This window comes from Gordonia westfalica, assembly GCF_900105725.1.
Lineage (GTDB): Bacteria > Actinomycetota > Actinomycetes > Mycobacteriales > Mycobacteriaceae > Gordonia > Gordonia westfalica.
Window position 1 is genome coordinate 2861353 of record NZ_FNLM01000034.1, and the last position, 16462, is coordinate 2877814.

Below are 16462 nucleotides of genomic sequence, written 5' to 3' on the forward strand. Positions count from 1 at the left end.
TCAGAGCGAGGAGATCTCGCTCATCGGGTCGATCAGCACCTTCGCATGATGAGCGGCCGTCCCGAGAGCGTCGAACGCCGGCGCGACCCCCTCTAGTCCGACGGTGGCGGTGATCATCGGCGCGACGTCGACCTTGCCCGCGGCGATCATCTGCAGGGTCTGGTGGAATTCGGCCGGATCGTAGACGAAGACGAATCGCAGCTCGATCTCCTTGTTGAGCGCCATCGCCGGACGGAACGTGTCCGGTTCCATGCACACACCCACCACGACGACGCGTGAGCGGAACGGCGCGTTCGACACGACGTGCTCGATCATGCCGGGGGTGCCCACGCATTCGAAGATCACCGGACCGGTCGGCGTCGCGCCGAGCCGGTCGGCGACCCGGAACAGGGAAGGCCACGGCGCCAACGGGATTCGACGCAGGGTGCGCATCGCGTCGAATGCGGTGCCGAGCAGGTCCTGGGCGGCGGTGACGTACCTGCCCTCTCGCGCGCACCGGTCGAACGGTGATTCCACGGCCGGGTCGACCACGATGTCGGCGCCGACCCGCCCGGCCAGGGCCCGACGACCCGCGGACAGATCGCTCGCGATGACGGTGCGCACGCCCGACGCCTTGAGCATCGCGATGACCGCGAGCCCGATGGGTCCGCACCCGATCACCACGGCGACGTCGCGCCGGCCGACCTCGCCGCGGCGTACCGCGTGATGGGCGACGGCCAGGGGTTCGGTGAGAGCGGCGTGGTCGACCGACAGACCGTCGGGGATCTCGAAGGTCATGTCCTCGGAGACCAATACGAACTGTGCGTAGGCACCCGGCGCCGATGCCGTCAGCCCGGTCAGGTGCGCCTCGCCGCCGTGGCGGATCATCGGGACCGACACCACCGGCGTCCCGGGCGCCCACCGCTTACGGCATCCGGGACCGTAGGACACCACCTCGCCGGCGAACTCGTGGCCCATGACCACCGACTGGCCGGAGCGCATGAACGCGTCGTAGCCGACCTCCTCGGACACGTCTGCCGTCGCATCGCAGTGCACGCGCGCGTGGAGGTCGGAACCGCAGATACCTGCCCGCAGGACACGCAGGAGCACCTGCCCGGTCTCCGGTACGGGAGTGGGAACGTCCTGGACGGTCAGCTCACCGGCTCGACACACGACTGCACGCATGTCTCATGAGTATCAGTCGCAGGGGCTGCCGTCAGCCGAAGTAGACACTCCCCCGACGGCTCAGCATCCGGAAGAGGGTCTGCTGGATTTCTTCGCGGACATGGTCGGTCAGGTCGAAGACCACCATCGGATCGTCGGCCGACGACTCGTCGTAGGAGCCCGTCTCGATCGGCCGGCCGAAGTGGATGTGCCACTTCGACGGCAACGGCACCATGCCCAGCGGACCCAGCCACGGGAACAGCGGCGTGATCGGGAAGTACGGCAGGCCGAGCACCTTGGCGAGGGGCTTGAGGTCGGCGAGCATCGGGTAGATCTCCTCGGAGCCGACGATCGACACGGGGATGATCGGCGCCGCGTTGCGCAGCGCGGTCGTCACGAAGCCGCCCCGGCCGAACCGCTGCAGCTTGTAGCGATCCTTGTACAGCTTGCCGATGCCCTTGAAGCCCTCGGGCCAGACCGCGGTGAGCTCCCCCTGACGGAGCAGTCGGTCGGCGTCGTTGGTGCAGGCCACAGTGGCGCCGATGCGCCGCGCGACCTCGCTGATACCCGGCGAGTCGAAGGCCATGTCGGCGGCCAGGAGTCGCACGTAGCGATTGTCGGGATGGTTGTCGCGGACAGCCAGAGAGGTGATGATCGCGTCGACCGGGATGGTGCCGGCATGGTTGGCGACGAGCAGCGCACCGCCCTCGAGGGGCAGGTTCTCGATTCCGGTCACCTCGACGCGGAACCACTTCTCGTAGACCTGCCGGACTGCCGGAAACCACACCGATTCGGTGAAATGGGGATCGAATCCGAACTCGTCGACTTCGTACTCGCCGGCCATCCGCTCGCGGATGAAGCCCGCGGTGGAGGTCAGTGTGTCGGCGACCGCGTTCCGGATGCCACCGAGGCTGAACAGCGGACTCGACTTCGACGGGCCACGGTGCTCCACACCGAGTACCTCGTCCGACAGGGCGATCTCGTTGCTGATCGGGGTCACCCGCGCGGGCGGGCGACCGAAACCATCGGTGTTGGGATGACCGAGAAACGAATCGCCTTGCGTGGCACCGTGTCTCGTTCGATGCCCCGAAGCCTGCTGGCTCGGATGCCGACGTCGCCCGGAATCACGAGCACCGCGGCGGTCCACTGAGTCCGGCCCCGACGGTGACGCATAGAGCTGAATGACTTTCGCGGTACGTGCATCTGTCGCTCCGCTACCTGCCAAGGCGCTCACCCCTTGTCCCTGTCCCCAGGATCGTCCGTGTCTCGGTAAACCCCCTGCTCGGCGCTTGAACCGGGGGAGCCTGAACTACTGGCAATCGTTCCGTCACAGGCCATCCCCCCGGATCCACAGACGCAACGGTGCGTTTGTGGATGACATGAAACGGTGAACCCGGAAGCAACTGCGATCGTCCCCGCGTGATCGTCAGCATTTTCCCGAAGTCCTCACCCGTCGCGCGCGGTGGCGTGGCTGCTCCTGCCGGCGTTGTGGGTCTGACGTCCAAGTCTAGAGGTTGCAGTGACGTTGCGCACCTCGGACCGAACTCCTCGTATCAATCTCATCTCGCAGTTCACTGCAATTGATGTGCGGCGGACACGACACGCTGCTCGAACGCCCGCCAGGCGTCCGTCCCGATCACCGGCGTCACGCCGCTGCGTTCGACGAAGTCATCGAGTGTTTCCATGGTCGTGTACCGCGGCACGAAACCCAGCTCGGTACGCATCCTGGTGGTGTCCAGAACGCGACCGTAGGTGAGGAACTCGGTCTGGGACGATCGGAGTTTCGCCGAACGCAGATCCTGGAAGACACCGGCGATCGGCGCGAGAAGACTGCTCGGGACGGGCAGTTCGATGTGCCCGATCCGGCGGATCGCCTGGGTCAGCGTCACGACTCCCTCACCCGACAGATTGAAGGTTCCCGGCTTCCCCGCGAGGGTCACGTGCTCCATCGCCGCGAGCGCGTCCTCCTCGTGCAGGAACTGCAGGCGCGGCTGGAAGCCGATTACCGTGGGCACCACCGGCGCCGACAGGTAAGAACCCATACGCGTGGTGATCCGCGGCCCGAGCATCGCCTGGGGGCGCACGATCGTGATGTCGATGTCCGGGCGCCGGCGCCCGAGACCGCGGACGTAGCCCTCCACGTCCAGGAGGTCTCGGCCATAGCCCCGCTTGGGCTCACGGCGCGCGCGTGTCTCCTCGGAGAAGTGCGATGGGTCGCGCGCACTGGCGCCGTAGACCATCGCCGTGGACCGCAGCACGAGACGCTTCACCGACGGCGTCCGCTGACAGGCCGCACAGACCTGCATCGCACCGACGACGTTGAACTCCTTGATGGCCGCCGAGTGCGGGGCGGTGTCGGCGATCGACGTGGCAGCGTGCACCACGGTGTCGACCCCGTACGACACCAACGCCTTCGCGATCGTGGGACGCCGGATGTCCAGCCGCAGGAATTCCGCCCGCCCCATGCGGCGCAGGAGGTCCTTGCGCGGCACCCGTGAGTCCACGGCCAGCACACGCTCGATCTGAGGATTGGCCGCGAGCCGCGCGACCAGGTACCCCCCCAGGAAAGTCGACGCCCCCGTGACCAGGACGACTCGGGGCAACACTGAGGAGGATTCGGCCATGGGGTCGAGGCTAACGGCATCGACCCGTTTCGGCCCGCCGAGGTGCCGGGATCGCCGGGATCGGTGACGAACGGCCCGGGAACCCGATCATTCGTGTGACAAAAGACCTCGCGACAAACAGCCGGCACAAGGACCCGCCGAGGCGGGCCCGAGAAAAGCAAAAGGACCCGCCGAGGCGGGTCCTGGTGCCAAAGGAGTGCTTATTTGCCGAGTTTACGACGCTGCACCCGGGTTCGACGCAGCAGCTTGCGGTGCTTCTTCTTCGACATGCGCTTGCGGCGCTTCTTGATAACTGAACCCATCGGGGCGCTTCCTCACGATTGACACTGATGTACTTGACCGACCCTGGCCTGCACTCGATCGGCTTCGTCAGTGGTCATCGACTGGCGTCGACGATCCGGCTCGAGGAGCTCACCGGTACATCCAGGTACGCGACCACTGAGCCTACCGGGCGGGGTGTCGGATCAGAAATCGCGGGGGCCGAAAACGCCCTCGCGACCACCGGTCGACACGCGCGAGACCCCGTCAGAACACAGCACTCCCGGGGCGACGCCGTGGCCGCCCTCGGGAGTGCTGGGTAGAACTGCTGATCGGCGCGTCGGCCGAGACCGAACCTAGCCGGCGTCGAAGTACGACGTCTCCAGGTAGTCGTGCACCGCTTTCGCATGCACACGGAACGAGCGTCCAACCCGAACCGCAGGCAGTTCGCCGTTGTGGACGAGTCGGTAAACGGTCATCTTCGAAACGCGCATCAGCGACGCAACCTCGGCGACGGTGAGGAACTGCGACGCAGAAGTCGCATTGCTCACCGAAGCTGTCCTGTCACCAGGAGTGTCTGCAGGTGCCATTGATCACTCATACCTCCGGTGCACGCGTCGCGGCCGCAGGCTTCCCCTCCTGCGGACATCAGACACGCACGTGCTTAAAGCAGCTTAGCGTGGCAGATGTGAAAAAAGCGACGTGAGGGACCGGGTTTTCTGGGATTTCTGTGACTCGACCCCAACATGCAGGGGTTTAGCGGCCCATCGACCACTACTCATGGGGTGTCGGAGACCGCGTGTCCCGACGCCAAACCCTCGACTTCCACTCGACGTCCGCCGCGTGCGCTGGCAGCCGCACAGGCGCGTGTGGCCTGGTAGACGGCGTGCCGGAGGCCGTTCGCCTCGAATTCGCGGATCGCCTCGGCGGTGGTGCCGCCCGGCGAGGTCACCGCGGCCCGCAGATCGACCGGCGACATGCCCGAATCGCTGAGCAGGATCCCGGCGCCGCGAATCGTCTGTACCGCCATCTCCGAGGCCTGCGCGCGGGTCAGCCCCAGGCCGACGCCCGCGTCGATCATCGCCTCCGCGAGCAGGAAGACATAGGCCGGCCCCGACCCGGACACGGCCGTGACCGCGTCCATCTGCTTCTCGGGCACCACGGCCACCCGACCCACGGTCTTGAGCAGGCCGACGACCGCGTCGAGCTGCTCCTCCTCGACGTAGCGGCCGGCCGACACCGCGCACATGGCCTCGTTGACCAGCATCGGGGTGTTGGGCATGACCCGGATGACCGGGGAACCCGCCTGCAGCGCGCTCTCGTAGCGAGCCAACGGGATACCGGCGACCAGGGTCACCGTCACCCGCTCGGTCTCGGACTCGTCCTCCGCCGAGGCGAGGATGCGGAGGATCGAGTCGACGTCGTCCGGCTTGATCGCCAGGAACACGTACTGAGCGGATTCCGCGGCCGTCTTCACGTCGGTCACCAGGACCCCGTACTCGTCGGCGATCTCGGACGCCCGGGATTCAAGCTTCTCCGCGACGACGAGGTCCTTCGTCGGGGTTCCGGCGCCGATCAGGCCTGCCAGCAGGGCCTCCCCGATCTTGCCTCCACCGATGATGGCGATGCGTTCGGTCACGAATGTCTACCTTCCTGCGGGAATGAGTGCCAATTGACGGGACTGGGCGACAACTGTCCCGGTCGAGTCCACCACGAGATGATCCTCCTCGAACATCCCGGGCCCGACCTCGGTACTCAACGCGGCGAAGCGCAGCCACCCCGGCGCGGGATGCCGGCGCACATAGGTGGTCAGCTGCACGGTCGGTGCCCAGCCGAACATCGCGAGGTTGAAGACCACCGGCGGCGAGATGTCGCACACCAGGACCGAGAAGTATTCGTCGGGGTCGAGTCCCTTGGGGCGGATCCACCCGCGCACGAGCGGCTCACCGGTCTCACCGCGGACCATCGGGAACGTCTCCGCGTCGAGGACCAGGTCGATCGCCGCACCGAGATGGTTGACCTCGGCGATCGGCGAGCCGTCCAGCGTGATGCCGGTCGACGGCGGTTCGGCGGGCGTGCCGTCGAGCGCGTTCGGGCCGGAGTGATGCGGGGTCCCCGTGTCCGGGCGGGCCATCGTCACCGACGACGACACGACCGTGCGCCCCTGCTGCACGGCGTCGACCTGCAGGACCGTCACGGTCCGGCCGCGTTTGCGCACGGAGATCGCGAGATCGACATCAGCGGCGTCGGGTGCGGTCAGGTAGTCGCTGGCGATGGCCACCGGGATCATCGCGGCGGTCGCCTCGGCGAGTTTCGGGTCACCGCCGTCCAGACCTGGGGGAGGTGTGAGAGCGGTGAGCGCGGTGCGCGCCGCCTTGGCGACGACCATCTGCAGGCTGCCGCCGTGCACCTTGGGGCCGATCGTGAAGGTCTCGTCGATGTGCGCCCGCAGGGTGATGGCGTCGGGACCACCGCGGCCCACCTCGGTCAGCAGCTGCACCTCGGTGATCTTGCTGGTCATGGTCCCCGCTTTCGTCTCGGCGACCCCGGCGCCGGACGAAAAGGACCGCAACGTGACGATCTCCGCGTCACTTGTTGCGCCGGCCGGCACTCTCGGGGTGCAGCTCCCGCTTGAGGTGCTGCCGCGCAAAATCTAGCGAACGGGCCAGCAGTGCACTGCGTTCGGGCTTGGTGCGCGCACTGCCGGTGGTGACCTCCAGCACGACGGCCCCGGCGAAGTCGCTCGCCGCGATCCGGCGACACACCTCCGCACAGGGCTGCCCGCCGTCTCCGGGGATGAGGTGTTCGTCGGTCGCCGCGCCGTGACCGTCGGCGAGATGCAGGTGGTTGAGGTTCGCCCCCATGCGATCGAGCAGGTCCAGAGCGTCGACCCCGGCCGTCGCGGTGTGCGAGAGGTCGAGGGTGTAGTTCGCGTATCCGTCGTCGGTGGGGTCGATCGACTTGCCGAACGCCGACGCGGCGAGGCCGGGCCCACCGCCCCGCTTCTGGAGTCGTCGCACGGATGGTTCACGTGATCCGAAGAAGCGGTCCGCGCGCATCGGGAACATGTTCTCCACGGCTATCGCGACCCCGCTGTCGTCCTCGAGCTCTCCGACGAGGTCGTCGAAGGCCGACACGTAACCGCGCTGCCAGCGGAACGGCGGGTGCACCACGACGGTCGGCGCGCCGAGATCCTCGGCCGCCTGCACGGAGCGCGCCAGTTTCACCACCGGGTCCCGGCCCCAGACGCGCTGGGAGATCAGCAGGCACGGGGCGTGGATCGAAAGGACCGGCACCTGATAGTGGTCGGACAGATAGCCGACGCGCCGGATGTCCTGGCTGACCGGGTCGCCCCAGACCATCAGCTCCACTCCGTCGTAGCCGAGATCCGCCGCGTAGGCGAAGGCCGCCTCGGTGTTCTGCGGGTAGACCGAGGCGGTCGACAGACCGATGGGTATCTCCGGCCTGGGGAGCGGAGGCGACTCGGACGGCGTCACGTGGCCAGCAACACCAGTGGACCGATGGTCACCAGCAGGCCGACGCCCAATGCGAGCAGCGTCGTCGCCAGATCCTTGGTACGTCGCACGACGTGGGACAGCGTGACGATCCCGAAGATCACCAGCACCGCGAGGACCAGCGCGAAGTACGGGTTCCAGCGCCACAGCTCGGTGAAGCCCCAGAACAGACCGACGCCGACCGCCAGCCCCACGACGGCCTGAGCGAACAGCAGGAGCCAGGCGGTGACCGGCGACTGTTCTTCTTCGGGCTCGCCGGACTCGCGCGTCTCGGTGTCCTCCCGGGCGACCGCGGCCTTCTGGGTCTCGCCGCGCTCGGCGTCCGCCGCGACCGATGCGATGCCGGCGGTCTCCGCCGACGATCCATCCGTGTCGTCGGCGGGGCCGTCGTCGCCGAGGCTCTCGTCGAGATCGGCGGTCTCGTCGACCGCGACGGTCTCGTGCTTGACCAGGTCGACCGTCTCGTCGTTCGCACCCGGCTCGGCGACGGCGCCGGCCTCGGTGTCCTCTTCGTCGACGGCCGGCGCCGACCATGCCTCGGTGTCGTACCACTGGGCCGACGCCTGCCAGGTCTCGCTCTCGTCCGGGAAGATGTCGGCGGCCTCATCCCCCGGGGACTCGATCGGCGCGATGATCTCGGTCGGGTTGTCGTCATCGCGTGCCCGTGCCGCGGCTGCCCGCGCACGACCCGAGGGCGCGGCCGTCGCGGCAGGGGCGCCGGTGTCCTTCCCCGCGTCCGCGGCGGCAGCGCCTGCGGCCGCGGCGCCGCGAGCACGACCCGTGCGGGCGAACAGCTTGCGTGCGAGACCGCCGAGCGACTTCGCGCCCTTCTTCGGTCCGTTCGCGCCGACCGGCTGCGCACTTGTGTCGGCGTCGCCTTCAACGTCGGCGAAGTTGCGGTAGGCGTCGAAGTCCATGACGTCGGAGAACGCACCGTCACGACGCTCACGCGGTTCGGAAGCGGAGTCGACCTCGGTCAGGTCGTAGGTCACCACGTCGTCGGACTCGACGACGACAAGACCCTCTTCGGTCCCGTCACCCGGCCCGTCCACGACCGGGATGATGCCGGTGACCGCGTTCGCCGACTCCTCGTCGACGGGCTGCGAGTCGCGCGGCGGACTCATCCGCCGGGCGACCGCGTCCGAGCTGAAGTCGCGGGTGGCCGGCGGCGCGACGCCATAGCCGGGCATCCCGCTCGCGTTGGGACCTCCGGGCGCGAACGGCCGGTCCGGGCGCGGCCGGTCGGCGACCGGGCGGTCGTCGGCGGCGCGACGTGCGACGGGGTTTCCCGACCGCGGGAACGGGCTGCTCGGGGTCTCCGGCGTCGCGGCTTCCGGGACCTCGGCCGATTCCACCTCTGGGGCCTTGGCCTCTGGGACCTTGACCTCCGCGGCCTTGACCTCCGGGACCTGCGTCGACGAACTCGAGTCCGCAGAAGGGGCCTCGTCGTCGGCCTGCGCCGCGGACGCGTCGGTGATCTTCGGGATCTCGCCGGTCAGCTCGGAGACCGAGACCGAACCGTCGCGTCCCGCGCGTCGTCGACCCCGACCGTCACGCCGGCTGGGCGTCGTGCCGCCGGCCGCCTGCGAGCGGGCGAGCAGTTCCGATACCGAAATGGGTCGAGATTCGGGTTCCGAATCATTCGACATGAAGTGGCTCTCCGTCCTGGAACGTCACCGGATGCCGGTCGAGCGCATCCGCTTTGGGTACCTCTCGGCGCTCGAGGACCACCGTCGACCGACTCCCCCACCCCGCGCGCCCGTGGTGCGGCGTCGCAGAGACGGATCAGCCGGCGCCGCCCCGAGCGCCAGTCGTCTGTGCGGGCTCGAACGAGTCGGCTGGTTCCGCGTCGAGCCGACGCAGGATGACGCCCTCCCGAAGAGCCCACGGACAGATTTCCAGTGTATCGACTTGGAGCGCCCGCATTGCCGCCTCGGCCACGAGCGCCCCGGCGACCAGCTGACCGGCGCGATCAGCGCTGACTCCTTCCAGCTCGGCACGGTCGGCGCGGGTCATGCGGGAGATGAACGAGATCAACTGGCGGAGTCCGCTCGTCGTCAGTTCGCGTCGGACGCGGGGTCCGGCGCTCGACGGTGCGGCCCCGGTCAGGCGGGCGAGGCTCCGGAAGGTCTTCGAGGTGCCGACGCAGAGGTCGGGCGCGCCGGGCGCGAGCAGTTCCTTCGCGGGGGCGCGCAACTCCGCGTCGAGCCAGTCGCGGAGGACGCCGATACGGCGCCGGTCCGGCGGGTCGTCGGGCAGCCATTCGCGCGTCAGTCGCCCGGCCCCGAGCGGCAGCGACAACGCGACGTCGGGTTCCTCGTCGACGCCGTTGGACATCTCCAGGGAACCGCCACCGATGTCGAGGGCGAGGATGCGGCCGGCGCTCCACCCGCGCCAGCGGCGCACGGCAAGCGAGGTGAGCCGTGCCTCGTCGCGCCCGGACAGCACCGCGATCCGGACTCCGGTGCGCCTCTCGACCTCGTCGAGCAGATCGTCGGAGTTGGTGGCGTCCCGGACGGCCGACGTGGCGAACGCCATCATCTGCTCGCAGCCGGAGGTACCGGCGATGTGGGTGAACTCGTCGACGGAGTCGATCAGCTTCGACACCGCCTTGTCGCTCATCCGACCGTCGGCGTCGATCTGTTCGGCCAGACGCAGAACCGCCTTGGTCGAACTCATGGGCGTCGGGTGACCACCGCGATGGGCATCCACCACCAGGAGGTGAACAGTGTTGCTGCCCACATCCAGAACTCCTAAGCGCACGGGTCAACGGTAATGCAGGCGTCGTGCCGGCACGATCCGGGCTACCGTTGTAGTCGTGACCGCAATCTCGCCGTCCGCGCCACGAATCACGCCCGCCCCGGAGGTCGAACTCGACTTTCCGCGTGAATGGTACGAATTCGTCGATCCGGCCGATCCCGAACACCTCATCAGAGCCGACCTCACCTGGCTGCTCTCACACTGGACGTGCGTCTTCGGCACCCCGGCCTGCCAGGGCATCCTGCCCGGACGCGAGACCGACGGCTGCTGCAGCCACGGCGCCTACCTGTCCGATTCCGACGATCGCAAACGTCTCGCCCACGGCGTCTCGATGCTCACCCCGGAGGACTGGCAGTTCTACAAGAAGGGATCGGGCAAAAACCCGGTCGGCCCCAAGGGTTATCTCGAAGAGGGCGACCTCGACGACGAACCGGCCCTGAAGACGCGACTTCACAAGGGCGCGTGCATCTTTCTGAACCGCCCGGGCTTCGCCGGCGGTGTGGGATGTGCACTGCACTCGATGGCCCTGCGCAAGGGCCTCGAGCCGCTCACCGTGAAGCCCGACGTGTGCTGGCAGCTGCCGGTGCGTCGTGAACAGGACTGGGTGGAACGTCCCGACGGCACCCAGGTCCTACAGACCACGATCACCGAGTTCGACCGCCGCGGCTGGGGCGAGGGCGGCCATGACCTGAAGTGGTACTGCTCGGGCTCCCCCGACGCCCACGTCGGCGCGACCCAGGTCTGGGAGTCCTACGCACCCGAACTGACCGAGCTCCTGGGCGCCAAGGCCTACGAGGTCCTCGCCGCCGCCTGCCGACGCCGAAACGGATTGGGACTCATCGCCATCCACCCGGCCACCCAGGCCGCGACGGCCCGTCGGGAAACCGACGTCAAGTACGAACTGCAACCGCCGGAGTGACCGGGGTGCGCGGGAAAAGCCCGCGCACCCGGCTCAGGCCTCGAGTTTGTACCCGAGTCCGCGCACGGTGATGAGGTGCTTCGGGTTGGCCGAATCCGGCTCGATCTTGGAGCGCAGGCGCTTGACGTGCACATCGAGGGTCTTGGTGTCGCCGACGTAGTCGACGCCCCAGACCCGATCGATCAACTGCCCGCGGGTCAGCACGCGGCCGGCGTTGCGCATGAGGTACTCGAGGAGATCGAACTCCTTGAGCGGCAGCGTGATCGGCTCACCGTTGACCGCCACCGTGTGCCGTTCGACGTCCATCCGCACCGGTCCCGCCTCGAGGACGGCGAGGTCGAGGTCCTCCTCGGTGGGGTCGGCCCCTCGTCGCAGGACCGCCCGGATGCGGGCGATGAGTTCCCGCGCCGAATACGGCTTGGTCACATAGTCGTCGGCACCGAGTTCCAGTCCGACGACCTTGTCGATCTCGGTGTCGCGGGCGGTCACCATGATCACCGGCACATTCGACCGGGCGCGCAGCGCCTTGCAGATCTCCGTACCCGACATCCCGGGAGCATCAGGTCGAGGAGCACGATGTCGGGGCTGACGCGCTCGAAGGTGGGCAGGGCCTGCGCACCGTCGTTGACGATGCTGGCCTCGAACCCCTCCTTGCGCAGTAGGAAGGCCAGCGGATCGGCCAGCGATTCCTCGTCCTCGACGATCAGCACGTGGGTCAACTCTCAGATTCCTTCGTCGTCGGCGGACCAGCCCACGTCGGACAGGTCCTCGGGGATGCACAGTGTGAAGGTGGAGCCCGTACCCGGTTCGCTCCACAGATTGATCGTGCCGCCGTGGTTGGCGGCCACGTGTTTGACGATCGCGAGGCCCAGACCGGTACCGCCGGTCAGCCGCGACCGCGCCTGGTCGACGCGGAAGAACCGCTCGAAGACACGCTGCTGGTCGGAGCGTGCGATGCCGATGCCGCGGTCGGTCACGGCGATCGCCACCATGGGACGGCCGTCGATCCGGATGATGCGGCGGCTGATCGAGACGACGGTGTCGGCGGGCGAGTACGCGATGGCGTTGGCGATCAGGTTGTTCAGAGCGGTGAGCAGCAGGAGTCGGTCTCCGCTGATCGCCGCACCGATCGGCTCGTCGGACCGCAACTCGATCGCTGCCGCCTCGGCGGTGATCGTCGCCGCGGAGAGGGCTTCGTCGATGAGCGCGTCGACGTCGATGCGGGTGAACTCGGGGGTGTCGCCGTCCTGCAGCCGGGACAGCGCGAGCAGTTCGCTCACCAGCTTGCCCATGCGTTTGGTTTCCCCGACCACCCGCTGACCGAAGTGCTGGACCGACTCGGCGTCGTCAGCCGATTCGAGGAGCGCCTCGGCGAGCAGGCCGATGGCGCCGACCGGGGTCTTCAGCTCGTGGGAGACGTTCGCGACGAAGTCGCGCCGGGTGGCCTCGAGACGCTTGTGCTCGGTGTCGTCGAGACCGTAGACCACCGCGTAGCGTTCATCGTCCTGTGCCACCACCTTGGCCAGGCACCGCACGTGTTCGACGGTGGGGCGCGGCGTACGCCCGGTGGAGACGAAGCCGAGGCTCGACGTGGGCGGACTGAACTCGAAGTTCCGCTCGATGTCGGTGTCGAGGACGTCCTTGACCGCGTCCCAGACCGGGTCGGCCAGCAGCATCTCGCGCACCATGCCGAGTTCGACGGCCCGATGGTTGAACATCACCACGTCCCGGTACTGGTCGACCACGGCGACGGCGGTCGACGAGTTGCGGACGACCATGCTCAGCAGACCGGCCTTGGTCATCCGGCCGTCGGGGGTCGTCGACTGGACGTCGGAATCGCGCACCTCGGCCGACGCCGGCACGGCCCTGGGCGCCAGCGCACGGTCGGCGGTGGGGATGGGAAGCGCGGCCTCGCTCGGGACCTCGGAGCCCGCGGACACCCGCCTCCGGGCGGGCCAGGAGCCGAGCGCGAAACGTCGGGGCCACCCGAGGCCGCCGAAGCGACGACCCAGCATGACTCCGAGGATGAGCGCGAGCACGAAAGCGATCGTCGCGGCTGAGATTGCGGCGGCCACGAGCACAGCTTACGGATTAACCAACTCCGGTCGCACATATGTCGCGGCTGTTCGGCAGGTGTTCACGTGCCGTTCGCCGAAGAGCCGGCGGTCGCCGCGGAAGGTCGTCGGCAGGTTCAGATGCCGCCGCCGGCCGGACTCACTGAGGGACCGGGACCGCCATGTCGGCGAACTCCGGGTGGAGAGCGATGAAACGCTGGACGTACGAGCACACCGGGACGACCTGCTTGCCGCTGGCCCGGATGTCCTCGAGGACGTACCGAACGAGTTGTCCCGCATAGCCGTGCCCGCTGTAGTGCTCGCGGACCACGGTGTGGGTCAGCACGATCTGGTACGGCTCCGAGACATAGTCGAGGTACCCGACCACTTCGTCCTCGCCGAAGGCATCAGAGACGAGAATCGCCTCATACCGTTCCTGAGCAGGTGAATGGTCGATCCGCAAGGTGCCCACATCCGCCATAGCGTCTAATGTAGCGCGCGTCACACCAAAGAAGCTATGACGATTATGTTACGCGCCCGCCGTCCGGCGATTCGCCGACAGCGGGCGCGTCGGTCGAGGAGGCCTACTTCTGGCCCTGCGCCGCCACGGCGGCCGCACCGGCCGCCGCCGCCTCGGGATCGAGGTAGGTGCCGCCCGGATTCAGCGGCTTGAGGTTGTCGTCGAGGTCGTAGCGCAGCGGGTTGCCGGTGGGGATGTTCAGCCCCGCGATGTCCTCGTCGGAGATGTCGTCGAGGTACTTGACGAGCGCCCGGAGCGAGTTGCCGTGCGCCGCGACGAGCACGGTCTTACCGGCCTTGAGGTCGGCGGCGATCGTCTCGGTGAAGTACGGGATCATGCGTGCCACGACGTCCTTGAGGCACTCGGTCAGCGGCACCTCGTCGAGGTCGGCGTACCGCGGGTCGCCGACCTGGCTGTACTCGGCGTCGGGCTCGATGGCCGGCGGCGGGGTGTCGTAGCTGCGACGCCACAGCATGAACTGCTCCTGGCCGTACTTCTCCAGGGTGTCCGCCTTGTCGAGGCCCTGGAGCGCACCGTAGTGACGCTCGTTGAGACGCCAGTCGCGGACCACCGGGATCCAATGGCGGTCGGCGCGGTCGAGGGCGATCTGCGCCGTCGAGATCGCGCGGCGTAGCAGCGAGGTGTAGAGGACGTCGGGCAGCAGATCGTGCTCGATGAGCAGTTCGCCGGCCCGCACGGCCTCGGCCTTACCCTTGTCCGTGAGCGCCACGTCCACCCATCCGGTGAACTGGTTGGACGCATTCCATTCACTCTCGCCGTGACGCATCAGGATCAGGGTGCCGTTGCTCATGGGCGATAGTTTCGCATAGACGGCCGGAGCCTTCTTCCCACCGCCCCCGGCACCACCGCGACCCCGCACGACGATCCGGCGGCGAACTGCCGCGGTTCGCCCGGCGGCGCATGCATCCGAGGTCTAGCGTTATCCCATGACAGCCAGCACAAACGCCGGCGAGACCGGCAAGAATGCGGAACAGCAGCCCGAGCTCAAACGCGTATTGGGCTGGAAGTTGCTACTCCTGTTCATCATCGGCGACATCCTGGGCACCGGCGTCTATGCGCTGACCGGTCAGGTGGCCGGCGAGGTCGGGGGCGCGGCGTGGTTGCCGTTCCTCATCGCCTTCGCCGTCGCGACGCTCACCGCGTTCTCCTATCTCGAACTGGTGACCAAGTATCCGCAGGCCGCGGGCGCAGCGCTGTACGTGCACAAGGCCTTCGGCATCCACTTCGTCACCTTCATCGTCCTGTTCACGGTGATGTGCTCGGGCATCACATCGGCGACGACGGCGTCGCGCGCCTTCGCGGTGAACATGCTGACCGCATTCAGCGGCGACTCCCCCGACGCCACGAATCCGGCGCTGTACGCAGTGGCGGTCGGCTTCCTTCTGCTGGTCATGTTCATCAACTTCCGCGGCGTCGCCGAAGGGGTCGGCACCAACGTGGTACTGACGCTGGTCGAGCTGACCGGCCTGCTGCTCGTGCTGTTCATCGGGTACTGGTTCATCGTGGGCGGCAACGCCGATCACTGGGATGCGGTGGTGGCCTTCGAGAGTCCCGACGACAAGAACGTCTTCATCGCCGTCACCGCGGCGACCTCGCTGGCCTTCTTCGCCCTCGTGGGTTTCGAGGATTCGGTCAACATGGCCGAGGAGTGCAAGGAGCCGACCCGCATCTTCCCGAAGGTGATGTTGAGCGGCCTCGGGATCACTGCGACGGTCTATGTCCTCATCGCGATCTGTGCGGTGGCCATCGTCCCCGTGGGCGTGCTGGCCGAGAGCGAGACCCCGCTCGTCGACGTCGTCCAGGCGGCGGCGCCGGACTTCCCGATGTCGGATCTGCTGCCGTGGATATCGATGTTCGCGGTCGCCAACACCGCGCTCATCAACATGATGATGGCGAGCCGCCTGCTCTACGGCATGGCCAAGCGCGGCGTGCTCCCCAAGTTCCTCGCCTACGTGCACCCGGGTCGCCGGACCCCGTTCGGGGCCGTCATCTTCACCACGGTCGTCGCGTTGTTGCTCCTCACCTACGTGAGCTCTGATCCGAAGGGCTCCATCGTGGGGCTGCTCGGCGGCACCACCGCGCTGCTGTTGCTCGCGGTGTTCACGGTGGTCAACGTGTCGGTGCTCGTCCTCCGGCGGGACAAGGTGGAACACAAACACTTCCGGACCTACACCCCCGTCGCGGTCCTCGGTGCCGTCACGTGCGGATACCTCACCCTGCCGATCACCGGCCGCGACCCCGAACAGTATGTGATCGCCGGCTGGCTCCTGCTGCTCGGAGTGGTCCTGTGGGCGCTCACGTATTGGTGGCACAAGCGATCCGGTGACCGCGCGATCAGCTACGACGAGGTGCCACCGCACCAGATGAAGTAGACGCCCTCGCCGACAGCCCGACGGGACCGAAAGCGACCGGCCCCCACCGGAGGTGACGTGATCACCTGCGGTGGGGGCCGGTTTCTGGTAGTCCTCGCTGGAGCCAAGGTCAACACCCCCATTCGGCCCAGTACCGCATCTGATCAGGGATTATCTGGCTCTTCCTGATTGACGGTGCGTGGAACAGGTTCTTGCGACCACAAGATGTAGGGGTGAGCAAGATCGCGGGGTGTGGGCGGTGAGCCTGGAGATATAGGCGGGTCCTGTGGTGTGAGG

At 67.8% G+C, this 16462-nt stretch carries 15 protein-coding genes and 1 pseudogene; 2 read left to right on the top strand and 14 right to left on the bottom strand.

The window, feature by feature from the left end; translation table 11 throughout:
* From BLU62_RS18380 to BLU62_RS18430, 10 genes are all read right to left on the bottom strand, one after another.
* Entirely contained in the window at nt 1-1164 is a 1164-nt protein-coding gene (locus tag BLU62_RS18380) for a zinc-binding dehydrogenase (RefSeq protein WP_074851210.1), read from the bottom strand.
* 31 nt (nt 1165-1195) lie between these two features.
* Nucleotides 1196-2377: a lysophospholipid acyltransferase family protein gene (locus tag BLU62_RS18385; RefSeq protein WP_099047870.1), complete on the bottom strand. Its 1182-nt coding sequence runs from the start codon at nt 2375-2377 to the stop codon at nt 1196-1198.
* 337 nt (nt 2378-2714) lie between these two features.
* Nucleotides 2715-3767, bottom strand: coding sequence for an NAD-dependent epimerase/dehydratase family protein (locus tag BLU62_RS18390; protein WP_074851211.1), 1053 nt, complete (start codon nt 3765-3767; stop codon nt 2715-2717).
* 200 nt (nt 3768-3967) lie between these two features.
* On the bottom strand, nt 3968-4069 hold the full coding sequence (locus tag BLU62_RS18395) for a 30S ribosomal protein bS22 (protein ID WP_003402602.1): 102 nt from the start codon (nt 4067-4069) through the stop codon (nt 3968-3970).
* A 312-nt stretch (nt 4070-4381) separates the two neighbouring features.
* Nucleotides 4382-4615 carry a helix-turn-helix domain-containing protein gene (locus BLU62_RS18405; protein WP_074851213.1) on the bottom strand — a complete coding sequence of 78 codons (234 nt, stop codon included), beginning with the start codon at nt 4613-4615 and terminating at the stop codon, nt 4382-4384.
* A gap of 188 nt (nt 4616-4803) precedes the next feature.
* Nucleotides 4804-5664, bottom strand: coding sequence for a pyrroline-5-carboxylate reductase (gene proC / locus BLU62_RS18410; protein ID WP_074851214.1), 861 nt, complete (start codon nt 5662-5664; stop codon nt 4804-4806).
* A gap of 6 nt (nt 5665-5670) precedes the next feature.
* Nucleotides 5671-6546: a thioesterase family protein gene (locus tag BLU62_RS18415; RefSeq protein ID WP_074853009.1), complete on the bottom strand. Its 876-nt coding sequence runs from the start codon at nt 6544-6546 to the stop codon at nt 5671-5673.
* A gap of 67 nt (nt 6547-6613) precedes the next feature.
* The gene (locus tag BLU62_RS18420; protein ID WP_074851215.1) at nt 6614-7522 is read right to left on the bottom strand and encodes a sugar phosphate isomerase/epimerase family protein; all 909 of its coding nucleotides are present in this window, start codon (nt 7520-7522) and stop codon (nt 6614-6616) included.
* Nucleotides 7519-9189 carry a hypothetical protein gene (locus BLU62_RS18425; RefSeq protein WP_074851216.1) on the bottom strand — a complete coding sequence of 557 codons (1671 nt, stop codon included), beginning with the start codon at nt 9187-9189 and terminating at the stop codon, nt 7519-7521. The genes BLU62_RS18420 and BLU62_RS18425 overlap by 4 nt, the downstream gene beginning before the upstream one ends.
* 136 nt (nt 9190-9325) lie before the next feature.
* On the bottom strand, nt 9326-10303 hold the full coding sequence (locus BLU62_RS18430; protein WP_208863646.1) for a Ppx/GppA family phosphatase: 978 nt from the start codon (nt 10301-10303) through the stop codon (nt 9326-9328).
* Between the two features lie 55 nt (nt 10304-10358).
* On the opposite strand from BLU62_RS18430, the gene BLU62_RS18435 reads away from it, so the two are divergent.
* Nucleotides 10359-11219, top strand: a complete 861-nt coding sequence (locus BLU62_RS18435) for a DUF3109 family protein (RefSeq protein WP_074851218.1) — start codon at nt 10359-10361, stop codon at nt 11217-11219.
* Nucleotides 11220-11252: 33 nt separating this feature from the next.
* Here the strand turns inward: BLU62_RS18435 and BLU62_RS18440 are convergent.
* From BLU62_RS18440 to BLU62_RS18455, 4 genes and pseudogenes are all read right to left on the bottom strand, one after another.
* Nucleotides 11253-11938: pseudogene (locus BLU62_RS18440) on the bottom strand (winged helix-turn-helix domain-containing protein).
* A 3-nt stretch (nt 11939-11941) separates the two neighbouring features.
* Nucleotides 11942-13294, bottom strand: a complete 1353-nt coding sequence (locus BLU62_RS18445; protein ID WP_074853010.1) for a sensor histidine kinase — start codon at nt 13292-13294, stop codon at nt 11942-11944.
* Between the two features lie 139 nt (nt 13295-13433).
* Complete coding sequence (locus tag BLU62_RS18450) at nt 13434-13754, bottom strand: GNAT family N-acetyltransferase (protein ID WP_074851219.1); 321 nt, start codon at nt 13752-13754, stop codon at nt 13434-13436.
* Between the two features lie 103 nt (nt 13755-13857).
* The gene (locus BLU62_RS18455) at nt 13858-14604 is read right to left on the bottom strand and encodes a phosphoglyceromutase (RefSeq protein WP_074851220.1); all 747 of its coding nucleotides are present in this window, start codon (nt 14602-14604) and stop codon (nt 13858-13860) included.
* Nucleotides 14605-14740: 136 nt separating this feature from the next.
* Here BLU62_RS18455 and BLU62_RS18460 point away from each other — a divergent pair, with 136 nt between their 5' ends.
* On the top strand, nt 14741-16186 hold the full coding sequence (locus BLU62_RS18460; RefSeq protein ID WP_074851221.1) for an APC family permease: 1446 nt from the start codon (nt 14741-14743) through the stop codon (nt 16184-16186).
* Nucleotides 16187-16462: the final 276 nt, after the last annotated feature.